Source organism: Vibrio kasasachensis (assembly GCF_050337565.1).
GTDB lineage: Bacteria > Pseudomonadota > Gammaproteobacteria > Enterobacterales > Vibrionaceae > Vibrio > Vibrio kasasachensis.
Window position 1 is genome coordinate 46,015 of sequence record NZ_JAKJTB010000021.1, and the last position, 16,430, is coordinate 62,444.

The 16,430-nt window shown below is 42.5% G+C and carries 14 protein-coding genes; 5 read left to right on the forward strand and 9 right to left on the reverse strand.

The window, feature by feature from the left end; translation table 11 throughout:
- The first annotated feature begins 540 nt into the window (after nt 1–540).
- Nucleotides 541–951 carry a TonB-dependent receptor domain-containing protein gene (locus L4C38_RS17170; RefSeq protein WP_428798828.1) on the forward strand — a complete coding sequence of 137 codons (411 nt, stop codon included), beginning with the start codon at nt 541–543 and terminating at the stop codon, nt 949–951.
- 122 nt (nt 952–1,073) lie between these two features.
- Here the strand turns inward: L4C38_RS17170 and glmS are convergent, their stop codons facing one another.
- Entirely contained in the window at nt 1,074–2,906 is a 1,833-nt protein-coding gene (glmS, locus tag L4C38_RS17175; RefSeq protein WP_428798778.1) for a glutamine--fructose-6-phosphate transaminase (isomerizing), read from the reverse strand.
- Nucleotides 2,907–2,964: 58 nt separating this feature from the next.
- The gene (locus tag L4C38_RS17180) at nt 2,965–3,726 is read right to left on the reverse strand and encodes a DeoR/GlpR family DNA-binding transcription regulator (RefSeq protein WP_428798779.1); all 762 of its coding nucleotides are present in this window, start codon (nt 3,724–3,726) and stop codon (nt 2,965–2,967) included.
- A gap of 468 nt (nt 3,727–4,194) precedes the next feature.
- Between L4C38_RS17180 and pykF the strand changes: the two genes are divergently transcribed.
- Both pykF and L4C38_RS17190 read left to right on the forward strand, forming a co-directional pair.
- Complete coding sequence (pykF, locus tag L4C38_RS17185; RefSeq protein ID WP_428798780.1) at nt 4,195–5,607, forward strand: pyruvate kinase PykF; 1,413 nt, start codon at nt 4,195–4,197, stop codon at nt 5,605–5,607.
- A gap of 172 nt (nt 5,608–5,779) precedes the next feature.
- The gene (locus L4C38_RS17190) at nt 5,780–6,439 is read left to right on the forward strand and encodes a GntR family transcriptional regulator (RefSeq protein ID WP_428798781.1); all 660 of its coding nucleotides are present in this window, start codon (nt 5,780–5,782) and stop codon (nt 6,437–6,439) included.
- Nucleotides 6,440–6,464: 25 nt separating this feature from the next.
- On the opposite strand, the gene L4C38_RS17195 is transcribed toward L4C38_RS17190, so the two are convergent.
- On the reverse strand, nt 6,465–7,178 hold the full coding sequence (locus L4C38_RS17195; protein ID WP_428798782.1) for an oxidative stress defense protein: 714 nt from the start codon (nt 7,176–7,178) through the stop codon (nt 6,465–6,467).
- A 79-nt stretch (nt 7,179–7,257) separates the two neighbouring features.
- Nucleotides 7,258–8,154 (reverse strand): LysR family transcriptional regulator ArgP, encoded by an 897-nt coding sequence (locus tag L4C38_RS17200; protein ID WP_428798783.1) that lies wholly within the window; start codon nt 8,152–8,154, stop codon nt 7,258–7,260.
- A gap of 124 nt (nt 8,155–8,278) precedes the next feature.
- On the opposite strand from L4C38_RS17200, the gene L4C38_RS17205 reads away from it, so the two are divergent.
- Nucleotides 8,279–8,908, forward strand: a complete 630-nt coding sequence (locus L4C38_RS17205; protein ID WP_428798784.1) for a LysE/ArgO family amino acid transporter — start codon at nt 8,279–8,281, stop codon at nt 8,906–8,908.
- Between the two features lie 56 nt (nt 8,909–8,964).
- On the opposite strand, the gene mscS is transcribed toward L4C38_RS17205, so the two are convergent.
- The 4 genes from mscS to epd all read right to left on the reverse strand — a co-directional run bounded on the left by mscS (nt 8,965) and on the right by epd (nt 13,720).
- On the reverse strand, nt 8,965–9,831 hold the full coding sequence (gene mscS, locus L4C38_RS17210) for a small-conductance mechanosensitive channel MscS (RefSeq protein WP_428798785.1): 867 nt from the start codon (nt 9,829–9,831) through the stop codon (nt 8,965–8,967).
- 318 nt (nt 9,832–10,149) lie between these two features.
- The gene (fbaA, locus tag L4C38_RS17215; protein ID WP_428798786.1) at nt 10,150–11,226 is read right to left on the reverse strand and encodes a class II fructose-bisphosphate aldolase; all 1,077 of its coding nucleotides are present in this window, start codon (nt 11,224–11,226) and stop codon (nt 10,150–10,152) included.
- Nucleotides 11,227–11,382: 156 nt separating this feature from the next.
- The gene (locus L4C38_RS17220) at nt 11,383–12,543 is read right to left on the reverse strand and encodes a phosphoglycerate kinase (protein WP_428798787.1); all 1,161 of its coding nucleotides are present in this window, start codon (nt 12,541–12,543) and stop codon (nt 11,383–11,385) included.
- 151 nt (nt 12,544–12,694) lie between these two features.
- Complete coding sequence (gene epd / locus L4C38_RS17225) at nt 12,695–13,720, reverse strand: erythrose-4-phosphate dehydrogenase (RefSeq protein ID WP_428798788.1); 1,026 nt, start codon at nt 13,718–13,720, stop codon at nt 12,695–12,697.
- A 222-nt stretch (nt 13,721–13,942) separates the two neighbouring features.
- On the opposite strand from epd, the gene L4C38_RS17230 reads away from it, so the two are divergent.
- Nucleotides 13,943–14,179: a hypothetical protein gene (locus L4C38_RS17230; protein WP_428798789.1), complete on the forward strand. Its 237-nt coding sequence runs from the start codon at nt 13,943–13,945 to the stop codon at nt 14,177–14,179.
- Nucleotides 14,180–14,242: 63 nt separating this feature from the next.
- Here L4C38_RS17230 and tkt read toward each other — a convergent pair whose 3' ends face one another.
- Nucleotides 14,243–16,252: a transketolase gene (gene tkt / locus L4C38_RS17235; RefSeq protein WP_428798790.1), complete on the reverse strand. Its 2,010-nt coding sequence runs from the start codon at nt 16,250–16,252 to the stop codon at nt 14,243–14,245.
- Between the last annotated feature and the right edge of the window lie 178 nt (nt 16,253–16,430).

Consider the following 16,430-nt stretch of genomic DNA (forward strand, 5'->3'; position numbering starts at 1 on the left):
TCGATATTCAAACAAAAAACTTATTAAGTGAATGAAATAAATAAGCAAATGTGATCATACGCGTTATGGATAATAATAAAGCATTCCTATTATCACAAAAAATGGGGGGTTGATGTGCAACTAGTATCTATTGATTTTTTGTTGTTTAGATAAAATTTATTTAATTAATTAATTCGTTTTTTAATTTAGAAGACTAAATTAACTCAAACAAAAAAGAATTGTTTTCTAAACGCCAAATTTTTTAAATGGAAATACACTCATTCATATAAAACAATAATAGTTAATTCAAAGTAATTAATTTAATCGCATAAGAAATARATTACATATAAATAGCTTCTATTTATTATGCTTTCTCACAAAAGCATAACTACTATGTATTTTTTATTTTGTTATCTTGCATTTATGTGTGCATCAGACATGAAAACTCCGGCTAATGCACTCTGCTTCGGTTCTGTTTTGTTCTATGATTTTCAGCTAACATTGATGCGTTGAGAAAATCGTTACCATTTTTAATCAAGACACGTCGCTCAACTATGCTCGATACAGCTTGGGGCTGTCTATCCTTATCTAAATCTGGTCTCGAGATTAAGAACTGAAATAACTGAAGGACCGAGTGGTACTGTTGGTGATCTAAACGGCAATGAATTTAGCTATGCACCTGATTTATCTGCTGGTATTGGTTTCAACCAACAGTTTGAATCCGGCCTGTTTTTGGGCGCACGAGTTAATCACGTTTCCGACTACTATGTTGATCTCGCGAACACAGAAAGCACTACAGCCGGTGATTACACCATTCTAAATCTAAATGCAGGTTATACTGTAGACGAGCTCACAGTACGTGCCTATATAAAGAACGCGACCGATTCAGACTACGTAGTACGTCATAAAAATGATTTAGTCGAAATGGGGGGACCACGCACCTTCGGTATTGTTGCTGATTATCAGTTCTAGATTCTACTGATTTAAATAGTAGAGACTAAACATTAAATACCCTCCAACGAAGTTGGGGGGTATTTAGAATCAAACTTGATGTTCCACCAGCTATCAGCAAACAATAAAAGCTTATTTGATTATTATTCTACAGTAACGGCTTTAGCAAGGTTACGAGGTTGATCGACATCAGTCCCTTTGATCAAGGCAACATAGTAAGACAACAACTGCATTGGAATGGTGTAGTAGATAGGTGCGGTAATATCGCTAACATGCGGTAATGTAATGATTTTCATCGTCTCATCAGCTTCAAAGCCTGCTTCTTCATCAGCAAAGACATACAGTAATCCACCACGTGCTCGCACTTCTTCAATATTCGATTTTAGCTTCTCTAGCAAGTCATTACTTGGCGCCACCACCACTACGGGCATGTCTGCATCAATCAACGCTAGCGGACCATGCTTTAACTCACCAGCTGCGTACGCTTCGGCGTGAATGTAAGAGATCTCTTTTAGTTTTAAAGAGGCTTCCATCGCAATCGGGTAAAACTCACCACGACCTAAAAATAGCGTGTGGTGCTTATCGGCAAAATCTTCTGCTAATGCTTCAATCTGTTTTTCAAATGATAACGCCTGAACAATCTGATTTGGTAATGCATGTAACGCTTGAACAATTTCTTGCTCGCGAGCTCTATCTATACGTCCTTGCTGCTTACCTAGTGCCGTCACCAACATTAATAAAGCCGATAATTGTGTGGTAAATGCCTTGGTCGAGGCCACCCCTATCTCTACACCAGCACGAGTCATAAAGGCAAAATCGGATTCACGTACCAGCGATGAGCCTGCCACGTTACAAATAGTCATCGCCGCCATGTAGCCTTTTTCTTTAGCTAACCGTAGCGCTGCCAGCGTATCCGCCGTTTCGCCAGATTGAGACAAGGTAATCAATAAGCTGTTAGGGCGAGTAACAAATTTTCGGTAGCGGAATTCAGACGCAATTTCCACATCACAGCCTACACCAGCAATATCTTCGAACCAGTAGCGAGCGGTCATACCTGCATTGTATGAAGTACCACAAGCCACGATCTGTACATGTTCAACGCGGCTCAATATATCCACAGCATTAACACCAATTGAATCTGTCACCACGGAATCCGCGGTAATACGCCCTTCCATAGTGTTGATCAAGGCAGTTGGCTGTTCATAAATCTCTTTTTGCATAAAGTGACGATAGTTACCTTTATCACCCGCATCATGCTCTGCATTTGACTCAATAATCTCGCGCTCTACTTGTTCACCATCTTGGTTTAATACTGTTACTTGGCGGCGAGTGATCTCTGCTATATCGCCTTCTTCAAGGTACATAAATCGACGGGTAACACTAAGCAGTGCCAATTGATCCGAGGCAAGAAAGTGCTCACCAACACCAAAACCTATAACAATTGGGCTACCCGATCTTGCAACAACGAGGCGTTCAGGATCTTTTCGATCCATCACAACCGTGCCGTATGCACCATCAAGTTGCTTAACCGTATTTTGCAACGCTTCTAATAAAGAAGGTACGCTACGTCGCTCCCACTCAACTAAGTGAGCAATCACTTCTGTGTCTGTCTGCGACACAAATACGTATCCGCGTTCACGCAGTGTGTTTCGTAATTCTTCGTGGTTCTCGATAATGCCATTATGTACAACGGTAATATCACCTGAAATATGTGGATGTGCGTTAACTTCAGAGGGTTCACCATGAGTAGCCCAACGCGTATGGGCGATACCGGTACCTCCAACAACCCCTGCGCTCTCTACTGCATCAGCCAGTTGTTGAACTTTTCCTAAACGACGAATACGAGTCAATTTTGATTCTGCATCAACAACTGCTACACCCGCAGAGTCATAACCACGATATTCCAAGCGTTTTAGACCTTCAACAAGAATTTCCGCCACATCACGCTGCGCTACAGCACCAACGATTCCGCACATAGAGTTTTCTCCGATTTATTTTTTGTTCATTAGGGCTGCAAGCAAAACCCAAATTTGATTAAGCGAGGATGACACGCACGCCGTATGATTCAATTTTCTTCTGATATTGCGCTGATAAATCACTATTAGTAATGAGCACGTCAATCACATCCCAATTCAATTCTAAATTTGGAATTTTTCTTCCAATTTTTTCAGATTCAACCATGACGATCACTTCTCGTGACACTTCTGCCATCACCTTGCTCAACCCAACAAGTTCATTAAACGTTGTCGTTCCACGTTCTATATCAACGCCATCCGCGCCAATAAATAACTGATCAAAATCGTAAGAGCGCAATACCGTCTCAGCGACTTGACCTTGAAATGACTCCGAATGCGCATCCCAAGTGCCACCCGTCATCAACAAATGTGGCTCACTTTCAAGTTCATTCAATGCATTGGCGACATTGAGGGAATTGGTCATTACAACTAAACCGCGTTTGTCGTTCAGTTGCTGAATCAACGCTGCTGTTGTACTGCCACTATCAATGACAATGCGATTGTGATCGCGAATTAATTTCGCCGCAGCAAGAGACAACTCAACCTTACGAACCGAAACTTTACCATCTAACACTTCATTCACAACTTCAGACGGTAAGGCAATCGCACCACCATATCGGCGCAACAATTGACCATTTTGTTCTAATGAAGAGAGATCCTTTCTAATTGTGACCTCTGAGGTTTCAAACTTAAGTGAGAGTTCTTCAACGCTCACCTCTCTCTTAGTGTTTACCAAGGTTGAAATTGCGTGTCTTCTGAGTTGTGTGTTTCGTTTCGACATGTATTCACTAATTTAAAGTTTCGGTTCGAAAGTTATTATAGTCAAGTTGAAAGTTTTTCGTCTATTTATTTTGACCCATAAAATAAAAATTTAGCGATGAAACCTTGTTCTAAGACAACTCTTAAGCAGTGATATTGAATTGATTCAGTGGTAGAATTCGCAACCGAAAAGAAAAAAAATTACAGAAATCATCGTTATTTATTTGCAACCTAATGCACTTAAAGTGGCATAAATCACAGTTTTGCCTGCATTAGCAAAGTCAAAATGGTCATAAAATGACTAAATTAAACGAAAGACTTTCAAAACTGGAGCAAACAAGAAAGGCGTAACTACACTGATAAGTTGCAGGCACAAAATGCAATTATTCAGCTTTTGCTTCAGGTAGAGAGTGTCGAGTGTAAGCACTGACACTCTGGGAATAACCGAATCTTAAAATGTAACTATATTATTTACCGGAGACTATCTTCCATGAAAAAGACCAAAATCGTATGTACGATTGGCCCTAAAACTGAATCAGTAGAGACGTTAACTGAACTTGTAAACGCAGGCATGAACGTAATGCGTCTAAACTTCTCTCACGGTGATTACGCAGAGCACGGCGTTCGCATTGATAACTTCCGTAAAGTAATGGGAGACACTGGTAAGCAACTCGCTATCCTTCTGGACACTAAAGGTCCAGAAATCCGTACTATCAAACTAGAAGGCGGCAATGACGTTGATCTAGTAGCGGGTCAAGAATTCACTTTCACAACTGATATCACAGTTGTAGGTAACACAGAGACTGTAGCGGTAACTTACGCTGGTTTCGCTAAAGACCTTTCAGCTGGTAACACTATCCTAGTTGATGACGGTCTGATCGAGATGGAAGTTATCTCTACCACTGAAACTGATGTGAAATGTAAAGTACTTAACAACGGTGCTCTAGGCGAAAACAAAGGTGTTAACCTTCCTGGCGTTTCTGTAAATCTACCAGCACTATCTGAAAAAGATAAAAACGACCTTAAGTTTGGTTGTGAGCAAGGTGTTGATTTCGTTGCTGCTTCTTTCATTCGTAAAGCATCTGACGTTAAAGAAATCCGTGACGTTCTAACTGCAAACGGCGGCGAAAGCATCCACATTATCTCTAAGATTGAAAACCAAGAAGGTGTTGATAACTTCGATGAAATCCTAGAGCTTTCTGACGGTATCATGGTTGCTCGTGGTGACCTAGGTGTTGAGATCCCAGCAGAAGAAGTAATCTTCGCGCAGAAGATGATGATCGAGAAATGTAACCGCGCTCGTAAAGTAGTTATCACGGCAACACAAATGCTGGATTCTATGATCAACAACCCTCGTCCAACTCGTGCTGAAGCAGGCGACGTTGCAAACGCAATCATGGACGGTACTGATGCAGTAATGCTTTCAGGTGAAACAGCGAAAGGCAAATACCCAGTTGAAGCGGTAACTATCATGGCTCAAATCGCGAACCGCACTGATTCAGCTCTAAAAGCTGAGTTAGGTTCACGTCTGGATAGCCCACGTCTACGCATTACTGAAGCAGTATGTAAAGGTGCAGTAGACACAGCTGAGAAGCTTGCTGCTCCACTTATTATCGTTGCAACTGAAGGTGGTAAATCAGCTCGCTCAGTACGTAAGTACTTCCCTACAGCAAGCATCGTTGCACTTACAACAAATGCAAAAACTGCTGCACAGCTCGTTCTAACTAAAGGCATTCGTCCAGTTCTTGTTGACTCAATCGACAGCACTGATGAATTCTACAAAAACGGTAAAGAGTACGCTCTAAGCTCTGGTTTTGGTAAGAAAGGCGATATCGTAGTAATGGTTTCTGGTGCACTAGTTGCTTCAGGTACTACAAACACAGCATCTGTACACGTTTTATAACTTAAAAATGTATACCTGCGAATAAACAAAAAGAGGGCTATGCCCTCTTTTTGTTTATACCCGCTTGCCTCACTATTTTTCACGCTGTATTATCCCGCAAAAGTACTACGTACCGTTAAAAATCAGATTCAAGGTTGAATTTAGCTCTGATTGCTGTAGCGAGGATTGTATAGTGCCAAGCCCGACATTAACTGACAAAGTCGCTAAGATGATCCGTCAAGATATCTTAGTGGGAAAATTTGCACCCAGTGAAAAACTGGTTGTTGCTGATCTAAAAAAGCGATATGAAGTTGGTGCATCACCAATTCGTGAAGCATTAGTTCAACTTTCATGGTCTAAGTTCGTGGTTGTTGAACCACAAAAGGGATGCTGGGTTGCCCCTATCTCTTCAGCTGAACTCGATGATCTACACGATAGTTTGCGAGTGATAACCCCTGTGCTTCTTAAGCAAGCAATCAATCATGGTGATGAAAGCTGGGAGCTTGAGCTACTCACTGCTTACCATAGGTTATCACGCTTAAAATCAATGCAAGAAGAGTATGATTGGGTTGAGTGGCAAGATCGTTTACGTCATTTTCATAAATCACTGCTCAATGCAGCAACGTCAAAAACAATGTTATCTTTTTTTGCTGATCTACTGAATCAGATCCAACGCTATCGATTTCATGCGATCAACAATGGGCTTAGCATCAATTCAATTGACATTGATGAGCACGAATCTATCTTGAAATGCGTACTGGCTAAAGATACTGAAAATGCCATGATCAAATACGAACGTTACCTATCAAATATGATTCTGCAACTGGGCCAAACTGTTAGCCCAGCAGCATAACACATTGAGTTATTCGGCTTGCTGATTAATCTTCAAGCCGGAAAACGACATCAACTCGATCACGAATCACGATAGTTGAATCTTGATAGCCATTGGATTCTGTTTTCATATCCATACTCATCGCACGCATCAGTACCGGCTTCGCACTGTGTGAGTTGTAGTTTATTTGCCAAACATGTCCCAACTCTTGCCCAAACCCTTGAGCTAAAGATTCAGCTTTACTCTTCGCATCATCTATCGCCGCCATTCGTGCTTTTTGCTGATATTTTGCTTCATCTTTAACTTTAAGCGTGATGTTATCTATTTGATTAATGCCTGACGTCAATGCAGTATCAAGGTAACGATTTAGCTTGGCAAGTTCCTCGACTGTAACGGTAATAGAGCGACTTGCTCGATAGCCTACTAACTCAGGCTGTCCTTTTTTGGGATAGTGATATTGTGGGGCCAAATACAAATTGGTACTCGTTATGTCTTCCGCATCAACACCTTGCTGTTCTAACGTTGTCAGAAATACCGCAACAGCTTTATCGACGCTTTGCTTAGCTTGCTCCGCCGTCATGGTCGTCTCGACCACTTTAACCGAAAACTCCGCCATATCAGGTTTTGCAACTACCTCGCCATAGCCGGCGGTAGAAAGGTGGGGAAAACTCAACTCATTTGCCATAACACCAAAGCTAACGCTGCTAGAAAGCGCGATTAACGCCAAGGATAACTTGTTCATATCTATCACCTTATTCATGTAGTTGACCAATACATAATAAGTGAATACTGCACTTTAACCAGCCATCAAGCTGTAAACTGACACAATTTTAACTCTGTTAGCTCGGCAATATTGCCCGTGAGTGAGTGATGATTGCATCTGATATTGCTTTTAAAATACCCGTTTCAAGCTGCCAATGATGCCAGTAGATACGATGAGACAAAAAGAATCCGGGGGTAATATCGACCAGAAGTCCTGAGGCTAACTCCTCTTCTATTTGCAACTTTGGTATCAAACAATATGCCACCCCAGTCAAAGCCAATTTTACAAACGCTTCAGAGCTTCTTACCGTATGTTTTATTACGCTGCCTTTCGGTAAATTAAAGTGCTGATGTATAAAACGATCATTCATATCATCATGATGATCAAAAGCGACTGTCGGGGCATGTAACAGAGACTCTCTATTCACACCATTGGGAAAATAGTGTTGATAGAATTCGGGGCTTGCAACACACAGGTAATCAACCCGCCCTAAATAATCAGCATCGCATCCCGAAATAGATTGTGAATCTAAACAGATCGCCCCAGCAACTTCACCGTTTCTCAGCTTCTCTAGTGTTCGACCTTCATCATCAACCACAAGATTGAGTGCAACTCGCTCCCGCTTAAGAAGCTGAGTTAAGGCTGGTAATAACCAGGTAGCCAAACTATCGGCGTTAGTTGCCAATGACAGCTGTAATGGTTTAAAACTGGCATCATTCATCAGCTCTGGAACCAGTTCACTCTCCAATAGCCTGACACGACGATATAAACCAAGTAATTGTTTACCGACTGGGGTCAATTTAGGTGGTTGCTCTCGCACTAACGCGGGTTGGGCAAGAAATTTTTCCAGTTGTTTTATGCGTTGAGATACTGCAGATTGCGAGATACATAGCTGCTCAGCCGCTCGTTCAAAACTGCCAAATTGGACGATGACATCGAGCGCCTCAATCCATTTATAGTCTAATCCTCGCATTCATTTTCCTTTCGATAATCCATTATAAGTAAGACTTATAATGGATTAAAATCATTAAATATACTTATTTAGTGCACAGCGTTATCTTCTCCACAATTATTACGCTTCACTTCGGAGAGAAACCGTGAATTTTTGGGTTTTACTACAGGGTTTTGGGCTTGGTGCAACCATGATCATTCCTATCGGCGCACAAAATGCGTATGTACTTAATCAAGGAATTAAACGCCAGCACCACCTCACTACGGCTATTACCTGTAGCATCCTAGATACTATTTTTATTTCTCTTGGGATCTTTGGTGGCGGGGCGCTGCTATCACAAAATGAAACCTTGTTAGCTGCGGTGACAATCGGTGGGATAGTATTTCTAACCATCTATGGTGCTTTAGCGCTAAAGAGTGCATTTCGTGATCCTGCAAAACAGGAAAATGCACAACATGTATTGGCTCGTGGTCGTCGTACCGTTATTTTAGGTGCACTCGCCGTTACCGTGCTCAACCCACATCTATATTTAGATACGGTGGTAATTTTAGGCTCAATCGGCGGACAGTTTGAAGGACAAGATAGGATCTCTTTCGCCATTGGCACAATGATGGCTTCATTTGTTTGGTTTCATGCTCTTTCATTCGGTGCGGCGAAACTTGGTCCGACACTATCTAAACCAAAAGTGAAGAAAGGTATCGATATTCTCATTGCTTTGATGATGTTTACCATTGCCTGCCTACTTACCAATCAGCTAGTCACGTTATATTGGTAACTTCTCGTCATAAAAAAGCGAGGCTAATAAAGCCTCGCTTTTTACTTCCCACTTATTTACACATCCACTTTGTTAAAGTGAACGTCCATTTGCGGAAATGGAATCTCGATACCGTTAGCATCTAACGCCTCTTTGATTGCTAGGTTTGAATCAAAATAAACATCCCAGTAATCTGCTGTTTTACACCAAGGGCGTACCACGAAGTTTACTGAAGAGTCGGCAAGTGCAACCACACCGATAGTGATATCGTGATCTTTCAAAATGCGTTCATCTTTTGCCAGTACGTCATGGATCACCTGCTTCGTCAGTTTAAGATCTGAGCTGTAAGAGACACCAATGGTTAAATCTACACGACGCGTATCATGGCGAGAATAGTTAGTAATTGGCGAACCAATAACACCTGAGTTAGGCACAACAACCATTTTGTTGTCTGGTGTTTTTAGTACAGTTTGGAAAATTTGGATTGCTTCAACACTACCCGCTACACCACCAACTTCGACATAATCACCTGACTTGAATGGGCGGAACCCCACAATCAGTACACCTGCGGCAAAGTTAGATAGTGAACCTTGTAGAGCTAGACCAATAGCTAAACCAGCCGCACCGATTACCGCGACCACAGAAGCAGTTTGTACACCAATTCGACTTAGTGCCGCGATTAAAACAATCACGAATAGAGTATAACGAACAATACCATGGAGAAACTCAACAACCGCTTTATCCATCTTCTTCTTGCCGAGCACCTTTGCGACGCTATTAGCGACCATCTTGGCGACGATATTACCGATGAATAAGATCAGTACTGCTGAAATGATATTAACACCGTACTGGATCAATAGTTCTGAGTTGCTGTTTAACCAAGTCTCAACTTTTGCTAGACCGTCTACCAATGGAGCTTCAACGCCCACAGACTCACCTGCCATATAATTTTCCTCTCAAATACATGTGACTAACTAGTCATGCTGCTTTACAAAAAACGACAATGTTCCTATCAATTTACTGAACGAGCGTCAGTTTGCCGGCAAGATAGCCCAGTTTCGAACTTTAGCAAAGTAAAGATTCTGCAAAGAAAATCAAAACAATAAGTTATCAGACCACTGTGATATTGAACGGTTAAAGCGTACGCATTCAAATAACATTTAGCTACAAATTTTTACCTAAACACGAAAGTGTCTTACTTTGAAGGCATAAAAAAACCCGCTCAAAGAGCGGGCTTTCAAATATCTAATTCTAAAACAGAATTATAGTACGTCGATTGCGTTAAGGTCAGCAAATGCTTTCTCAAGACGAGCAACCATAGAAGCTTGACCAGCACGTAGCCATACGCGTGGATCGTAGTACTTCTTGTTTGGCGCAGATTCGCCAGTTGGGTTACCGATTTGACCTTGTAGGAAATCACGGTTTTCAGCTTCGTATTGACGAACGCCATCCCAAGATGCCCACTGTGTATCAGTATCGATGTTCATCTTCACAACACCGTAACCGATAGATTCTTGGATTTCAGCTTCAGAAGAACCAGAACCACCGTGGAATACGAAGTTTAGAGCGTTAGGTGCAATACCGAATTTCTCTGCGCAGTATGCTTGAGAATCACGTAGGATAGTTGGAGTCAGTACAACGTTACCCGCTTGGTAAACACCATGTACGTTACCGAAAGATGCAGCGATAGTGAAACGTGGGCTGATAGCCGTTAGTTTCTCGTATGCGTATGCAACATCTTCTGGAGAAGTGTAAAGCTCAGATGCGTCCATGTGAGAATTATCAACGCCATCTTCTTCACCACCAGTACAACCCAATTCGATTTCTAGAGTCATACCAATTTTCGCCATGCGAGCTAGGTATTGACCAGAAATTTCGATGTTCTCTTCCAGTGACTCTTCAGAAAGGTCAATCATGTGAGAAGAGAATAGTGGCTTACCAGTTTGAGCGAAGAACTCTTCACCAGCATCAAGTAGACCGTCGATCCATGGTAGTAGCTTCTTAGCTGCGTGGTCAGTGTGAAGAATTACAGGTACACCGTAAGACTCAGCGATAGCATGTACGTATTTTGCACCCGCTACAGCGCCAAGAATTTGCGCTTCTTGACCTTCAAGTTTTAGACCTTTACCACCAAAGAATCCAGCACCGCCGTTAGAGAACTGCACAACAACAGGCGCTTTAACTTTTGCAGCCGCTTCTAGAACACCGTTGATAGTGTCAGTGTTAACAACATTCACTGCTGGAAGAGCAAACTTATTTTCTTTAGCTACTTCAAAAACTTTTTGTACGTCATCGCCAGAGATTACACCTGGTTTTACGAAATCGAAGATCTTAGACATGGTATGGAGTCCTATTTATCTGTCGTTTTAAAAATTAAAACTTACTAATTTAAAATTTTGCAAACGTTTGCTCACAACTGTCGCCATTCTAACAGAGAATAATGTGACATGCAGCAAACAACAAAGCGGGAGATTTCTCTCCCGCCTTCTATATTCTTACTTCGCGCGTGCTTCTAACATTTCAACCGCTGGAAGCGCTTTACCTTCAACAAACTCAAGGAAAGCACCACCGCCAGTAGAGATATAAGAGACGTCAGCTTTGATACCGAACTTGTCGATAGCGGCTAGCGTGTCACCACCGCCAGCTACAGAGAAACCTGCAGACTCAGCGATTGCTTTAGAGATACCAGCGGTACCCGCTTCGAAGTTTTTGAATTCGAATACGCCAACAGGGCCGTTCCAAAGGATAGTTTTTGCGTTGCTGATGATTTCAGCTAGTACTGCCGTTGAATCTGGACCTAAGTCAAAAATCATGTCGTCATCTTGAACGTCAGCAACGTTCTTGATTTCAGCTTCTGCATTTTCATCAAAAGCTTTTGCACACGCTACGTCAGTTGCAACTGGAATCGCACACTCTTCCATTAGTTTCTTCGCGGTACCAACTAGGTCTGCTTCATATAGAGACTTACCTACATTGTGCCCTTCTGCTGCAATAAATGTATTCGCGATACCACCGCCAACAACCAATTGGTCAGCAATTTTAGATAGAGATTCAAGTACGGTCAGTTTCGTTGAAACTTTAGAACCACCAACGATAGCCACTAGAGGACGCTCTGGGTTGCTCATTGCTTTACCAAGCGCTTCTAGTTCAGCAGCTAGTAGAGGACCAGCACAAGCTACTTCTGCGTGCATACCTACGCCGTGAGTAGATGCTTGTGCACGGTGCGCAGTACCAAATGCATCCATTACGAATATGTCACATAGTGCTGCGTATGCTTTAGATAGTTCTTCTTCGTTTTTCTTCTCGCCTTTATTAAAGCGAACGTTTTCAAGAACAACAAGCTCACCAGCGTTTAGTTCTAGACCGTTTAGGTAGTCTTTCGCTAGTTTAACGTCACAATCTAGTGCGTCATTTAGGTAATTAACTACTGGTTGTAGAGAGAACTCTTCAGCGTATTCACCTTCAGTTGGACGACCAAGATGAGAAGTAACCATCACTTTAGCGCCTGCTTCTAGGCAAAGTTTGATGGTTGGAAGAGATGCGATGATACGTGCATCCGAAGTTACTTTACCGTTTTTTACTGGCACATTTAGGTCAGCACGGATGAATACACGTTTACCTGCTAAATCCAGGTCAGTCATCTTGATTACAGACATGATTTGTCCTCTCAAATATTAAATAAAATTTTGAAAACTCGGCAGCCCTGCCAAGTCTGTGAATTCTTCAAACTGGTTATGAATATGGAGATTTTCTGCATTTATTTCAAGCTTTGAAATAAATTATTTCTCCATATTCATTAGAGGCTCATTATTTTGCTGCCTGCATCGCTAATGCTGTATCAAGCATTCGATTGGCAAAGCCCCATTCGTTATCACACCACACCAACATTTTGACTAATTGACCATTGCTCACTCGTGTCTGAGTACCATCAACAATAGCGCTGTGTGGATCGTGATTGAAGTCCACCGAAACCAGTGGCGCTTCAGTATAGTCAACTATATTACGTAATGTACACTGAGATGCGTTAATAATGGTTTGATTTACGTCATTAACTTTCACATTTGCACTAATTGTGACACTTAAATCCATTGCAGTGACATTTACTGTTGGAACTCTTACAGAAATCGCTTCAAATTTGTTGGAAAATTTCGGGAATATTCTTTCTATTCCGTGATGAAGCTTGGTATCAACTGGAATGATCGATTGGCTAGCTGAACGAGTTCGGCGTAGATCAGGATGGTAAGCATCAATAACTTGTTGATCATTCATCGATGAATGAATGGTGGTGATGGTGCCAGAATCAATACCGAATGCGTCATCAAGTACTTTAATGATCGGAACAATACAGTTTGTCGTGCACGATCCACTAGAGACAATTGTCTGTTCAGCGGTTAGCGTTTCATGGTTAACTCCATAAATAATGGTGTTATCAAGATCATTTTCACCCGGATGAGAGAATAAAACCTTCTTCGCTCCAGCTTCGATATGCGCTAAGCCATCAGCTCGGCAGCCATAAACACCAGTACAATCGAATACGATATCAACATCGAGATCGCGCCACGGCAGTAGATTAATTTCATTTAAATGTAGGATACGTACGGCATCATGCTCGCCATTGTCATGATGAATGTAGAGATGTTCTTGATCGTGGCTAATTCGTTTGCCAAACCGACCATGGGTAGTGTCATATTGAAGTAGATGCGCCATCGCCTCTGCTTGGGCTAATTCATTAACCGCAACTACTTTAATGTCTTGATGCTTACCGCTTTCATAAACAGCACGTAAAACATTGCGACCGATTCGACCAAACCCATTAATCGCTATTTTTAGCATAGTTTCATCGCCTATATTATTATTGTGTAACACGTGACCGATGTTACTCCATCTCCTTTGTATAAGCAGCAAAAGAGTGGCATATCACGCACGCCTCAGCTGTACACTTATGTAATACTTGATGCAACTATCAATTTACACCTGTCACCGTTAATCTGACGTAAAGTACTTGGTGCCTTTTGGCGGTTTTGTTTAACTATTTATCAACCAAAGGAATCGGATATGTTTTCATTTCCAACTTCGTACTTTTGCAATAAATGTCAGGCAGATACCGCACATAGTGAGGTGCTGGTTCGTAAGCCAAGTCGTTACGATACCGACAAGTCAATATTGGGTCGTATTAAGTTACTTATGCACTCTTTTATTAACGGCGGTAACTACTACGACATGGACAGGCGTGTTCAGTGTAAAGTTTGCGGGCAAAAAACGCTGGATAACAAAGGCTGCGAATTAGAGTAGACATAAAAAAACCGAGCTTTTCCGCTCGGTTTTTTACTTTATCGACGATTTATACTTGCATCATTACGCAAGTAATTCGTTGGCTGTATTCAATACGTTTTCAAGCGTGAAGCCAAACATTTCGAATAGTTGATCAGCTGGTGCAGATTCACCAAATGAAGTCATACCGATAATACGACCATCAAAACCAACATACTTGTACCAGAAGTCCGCAATGCCCGCTTCAATTGCAATACGCGCAGTGACGTCTGATGGAAGTACAGATTCACGGTAAGCGGCGTCTTGCTTGTCAAATGCATCGGTAGATGGCATTGAAACAACACGTACTTGCTTGCCTTCAGCGGTAAGCTTGTCAGCCGCTGCAACCGCTAGTTCAATTTCAGAACCGGTCGCAATTAGGATCAACTCAGGCTTGCCTGCGCAGTCTTTTAGGATGTAAGCACCTTTAGCGATGTCAGCTACTTGCTCAGCGCTGCGCTCTTGTTGTGCTAGGTTTTGGCGAGAGAAGATCAGAGCCGTTGGGCCGTCTTTACGCTCAATAGCCAGCTTCCAAGCCACTGCTGATTCAACTTGGTCACATGGACGCCATGTGCTCATGTTTGGCGTTAAGCGTAGCGATGCAACTTGCTCAACAGGTTGGTGTGTTGGACCATCTTCACCCAAACCGATAGAGTCGTGCGTGTACACTTGTATATTCTGAATTTTCATCAGAGCAGCCATGCGCATTGCGTTACGTGCGTATTCCATGAACATTAGGAATGTTGCGCCGTAAGGGACAAAACCACCGTGAAGCGCAATACCGTTCATGATAGCTGTCATGCCGAACTCACGTACACCGTAATGGATGTAGTTACCTGCGAAATCGCTTGCTTCTAGAGACTTAGAACCTGACCACATAGTTAGGTTAGAAGGCGCTAGGTCAGCAGAGCCGCCCATGAATTCAGGAAGCATTTGACCAAATGCTTCTAGTGCATTTTGTGATGCTTTACGCGATGCAATGTTTGCAGGGTTAGCTTGAAGATCAGTAATAATTTGGTTTGCTTTCTCTTCCCACTCAGCCGGAAGTTCACCGTTCAAACGACGCTTAAGCTCAGCCGCCTCAGTAGGGTATGCCGCTGCGTATGCCGAAAACTTATCGTTCCAAGCTGCCTCTTTAACTGCACCAGCTTCTTTTGCATCCCACTGCGCATAAATATCTTCAGGGATAACAAACGCAGGGTGCTCCCAACCTAGGAATTCACGCGCTGCTACGATTTCGTCTGCACCTAAAGGAGCACCGTGACAATCGTGTGAGCCTGATTTGTTTGGCGAACCAAAACCGATGATAGTTTTAGTACAAATCAATGTTGGACGAGGATCTGTTTTTGCCGCTTCAATAGCTGCATTGATTGCGTCAGCATTATGACCGTCTACCGCAGGGATAACATGCCAGCCGTAAGCTTCAAAACGCTTAGGTGTATCATCAGAGAACCAGCCTTCAACGTGACCGTCAATAGAGATACCGTTGTCATCCCAGAACGCAATCAGTTTACCTAAACCCAATGTTCCCGCCAAAGAGCATGCTTCGTGCGAGATACCTTCCATCAAACAACCATCACCCATGAAGACATAAGTGAAGTGGTCGACGATGTCATGATCTTCTTTATTGAACTGAGCCGCGAGTGCTTTTTCAGCCAACGCCATACCAACCGCGTTAGTGATGCCTTGACCTAAAGGACCCGTGGTCGTTTCGATACCCGGTGCATAACCGTACTCTGGGTGACCCGGGGTTTTTGAGTGCAGTTGACGGAAGTTTTTCAGATCGTCAATTGATAACTCGTAACCACTAAGATGAAGCAAAGAGTAAATCAGCATTGAGCCGTGACCGTTAGACAGTACGAAACGGTCACGATCAGCCCACTCTGGGTTTGCTGGGTTGTGGTTTAGGTGAGAGCGCCAAAGAACTTCAGCGATATCGGCCATACCCATTGGTGCGCCTGGGTGTCCAGAGTTAGCTTGTTGAACACCATCCATGCTTAGGGCACGGATTGCATTAGCGAGCTCTTTATTCGAAAGAACGTTACGAGAAGACATGTCTGATCCTGAGTGTAAGTAAGCGAGTTAATATTACGGGAAATAATGGTGAGTATTCTCTCAAAGCACCTAGATCACTGCAAACGTTTTCCAAGCATAAAACACACTATTATTTGCATTTTTCTCGTATGTTTCGCCTAAGTTAGAAGGTTGATACAAGAATGACGCAATCGATTGG

Coding starts and splice junctions, on each gene's coding strand:
- glmS (WP_428798778.1), bottom strand. CDS start 2,906: ATGTGCGGAATCGTTGGTGCTGTAGCGCAGCGTGATGTGGCGGAAATT.
- L4C38_RS17180 (WP_428798779.1), bottom strand. CDS start 3,726: ATGTCGAAACGAAACACACAACTCAGAAGACACGCAATTTCAACCTTG.
- pykF (WP_428798780.1), top strand. CDS start 4,195: ATGAAAAAGACCAAAATCGTATGTACGATTGGCCCTAAAACTGAATCA.
- L4C38_RS17195 (WP_428798782.1), bottom strand. CDS start 7,178: ATGAATAAGGTGATAGATATGAACAAGTTATCCTTGGCGTTAATCGCG.
- L4C38_RS17200 (WP_428798783.1), bottom strand. CDS start 8,154: ATGCGAGGATTAGACTATAAATGGATTGAGGCGCTCGATGTCATCGTC.
- mscS (WP_428798785.1), bottom strand. CDS start 9,831: ATGGCAGGTGAGTCTGTGGGCGTTGAAGCTCCATTGGTAGACGGTCTA.
- fbaA (WP_428798786.1), bottom strand. CDS start 11,226: ATGTCTAAGATCTTCGATTTCGTAAAACCAGGTGTAATCTCTGGCGAT.
- L4C38_RS17220 (WP_428798787.1), bottom strand. CDS start 12,543: ATGTCTGTAATCAAGATGACTGACCTGGATTTAGCAGGTAAACGTGTA.
- epd (WP_428798788.1), bottom strand. CDS start 13,720: ATGCTAAAAATAGCGATTAATGGGTTTGGTCGAATCGGTCGCAATGTT.
- L4C38_RS17230 (WP_428798789.1), top strand. CDS start 13,943: ATGTTTTCATTTCCAACTTCGTACTTTTGCAATAAATGTCAGGCAGAT.
- tkt (WP_428798790.1), bottom strand. CDS start 16,252: ATGTCTTCTCGTAACGTTCTTTCGAATAAAGAGCTCGCTAATGCAATC.